Genomic DNA, 2,378 nt, shown 5'->3' on the forward strand with positions numbered 1-2,378 from the left:
TATAATTCCAATAAATATTATGCCTAGCATATTTCTAAACAATATTTTTTTTGAAAATCCAAAAAATAACGACATATATTCAATTGAACTTGAAGCAAAGCATACAAATAAAATCTCTAAAAAGTCACCTATAAAAAGGGTCTGAATTAGTTCAAACAGTATTTTTCTTTCACGAGTAAATTTTTTTGCAAAGATATTAAATGCTGCTCCTGTTGAAATTTCTATATTCTTACAAATTTTCTTCATTTTTTGCTTTGTTTCTTTATCTATTCTAAAATTAGCAGCAACTTTTCCCATATAACATCAATTCCTTTTATTTAATATATTTATTTGTATCACTTAAAGCTATTTTGTCAATATTTAAATCGATACGAAATAAAGCTTTCTTTTTATCTAGATAAACTGTAACTTACAACATGAGGAAGATATATTTTTTCATATTTTTCCGTCATAAAATATTTTTGTATGAAGCAATTGCCTACTTTCTTCACCCCACACATATTATAAATTCTAAATATAAAAAGAAAGAACTTTCTAAAATCTATATAACTTTTGAAAATTCTTTCTTAATTTTTTTATAAAATTTAATTTCAATTATTTATCAAATTTTATTTTTATCCTTTTTTCATCATTTCTTCGATTCTTTCTCTTACTTGAGGTACTGACAATCCGATGATTACTTGAATAGCTGATCCTTTTCTAACTACACCATGAGCTCCTGCTGCTTTAAATGCTGCATCTGGCGATAATTTACTTGGATCTTTTACACTTACTCTAAGTCTAGTCGCACAGTTATTAAGTTCTTCGATATTTTCTCTTCCACCTAATGCTTCAAGAATGATTGCACCTTTTTGAGCATATTCATCTCCACCAGCTATGGCTGCTGAACCTTGTGCTCCACCTTCACCGTGTTTAGCTTTATAATCAGCTTTAGTATAAAGTTTCATTTCTTCGTCTTCTTCTTCTCTACCTGGAGTTTTCAAATTCATTTTTTGAATTAAGAATTTAAATACAAAGAAGTATATTACTGTGAATATTAACCCTATTATTATTTGAGTAATTACTGTTCCAGAGTGATTTTTAAACATTGGAACCCAGTTTAGGAATAAGAAGTCAAGAAGTCCTCCACCCATATTTCCAACTACTCCAAAAGCATACATTGTTGCTGCCATTGTTGCCGCTAAAACAGCATGAACTGCAAATAATACTGGAGCTATAAATAAGAATGTGAATTCTAATGGTTCAGTTATACCTGAAACTACTGCTGTAAATACTATTGGTATCAATAATGCTGCTACAGTTTTCTTTTTCTCAGGTTTAGCAGTAGCATACATAGCAAGAGCTATTCCTATTGCACCAAATATTTTTGAGTTTCCGTGTAGAGCAAATCCTCCTTGCGGGAATAAAGATTTTAATGATTGAGTACTTTGAGCAAATTCTTTTATATGTTCAACCCAGTAAACTTGAATTCCTCCAGGAACTGCTGCTGGTCCAAATATAAATGGTGTATAAACAAAGTGATGTAATCCAGTTGGAATTAATATTCTTTCTAAGAATGTATAAATCCATACTCCAAATATTCCTGAAGCTTTCATAAATCCTTGCATTGCACCAATTCCCAATTGAACTTTAGGCCAAATTAGAACTGTTAAGAATGCACAAGGGATTAAAACTACAAACCCTACCATGTATACGAATACTGATCCTTGGAATACTCCTAAGAAATCAGGTAATTTCTTGTCAAAATATTTATTATGCAAATATACTACTAACGCTGCTATTAAAATACCACCAAATAAATTTGTATCTAATGTTGGAACTCCACCTATTGCAGAATATCCTGTTACTTTATTAGCTATTTGTTCAGCTGCATCTATTTTATAAAATACTTTCAATATTGCCGCTACAAAATAATTAAATGTTGTGTATAATGCAAATGTTTCCATACATGCTCTTGCATTTGTCTTTGTTGCTAAACTGATTGGCAGTCCTATAGCAAATAATATAGGCATTTGTCTAAATACTGTCCAACCACCTTCTTGTACTACATACCAGAAGCTATGCCACATTGTCCCTTCTTCAGCAATACTTCCCATAACTTGTGTATTAGTAAATACAGAAGACAATCCTACGACTATCCCAGTGAATGCAAACAATAGAACTGGTGCCATCATCGCTCCACCGAATCGTTGAATTTTTTTCATCATAGTTGAATACCTCCTAAAAATTTTTATATATTTGATTTATTTTTTCCTTATTTTAAATATACCACACTTTTTTAAATTGTCAATACATTTACGTATATCTTTTTTTAAATTTTTTTCCAAATGAAATTTTCTTTTTCAAGCAACAAAAAAGCCACCTGATTGGGTGGCTTC

At 30.4% G+C, this 2,378-nt stretch carries 2 protein-coding genes; both read right to left on the reverse strand.

Annotation, left to right across the window (positions count from 1 at the left end; genetic code table 11):
- Positions 1-297 (reverse strand): type II toxin-antitoxin system RelB/DinJ family antitoxin (locus Q0370_RS06275; protein WP_299573542.1); only part of this gene is annotated, 297 nt, incomplete at its 3' end.
- Between the two features lie 317 nt (positions 298-614).
- A complete protein-coding gene (locus Q0370_RS06280; protein WP_147005261.1) occupies positions 615-2,207 on the reverse strand; it encodes an alpha-glucoside-specific PTS transporter subunit IIBC in 1,593 nt (530 codons plus the stop codon).
- Between the last annotated feature and the right edge of the window lie 171 nt (positions 2,208-2,378).

Source organism: uncultured Leptotrichia sp., assembly GCF_938036635.1.
Taxonomy (GTDB): domain Bacteria; phylum Fusobacteriota; class Fusobacteriia; order Fusobacteriales; family Leptotrichiaceae; genus Leptotrichia; species Leptotrichia hongkongensis.

Excerpts from the sequence above, each read along its gene's own strand:
- Q0370_RS06280 (WP_147005261.1), bottom strand. The coding sequence starts at position 2,207 with ATGATGAAAAAAATTCAACGATTCGGTGGAGCGATGATGGCACCAGTT.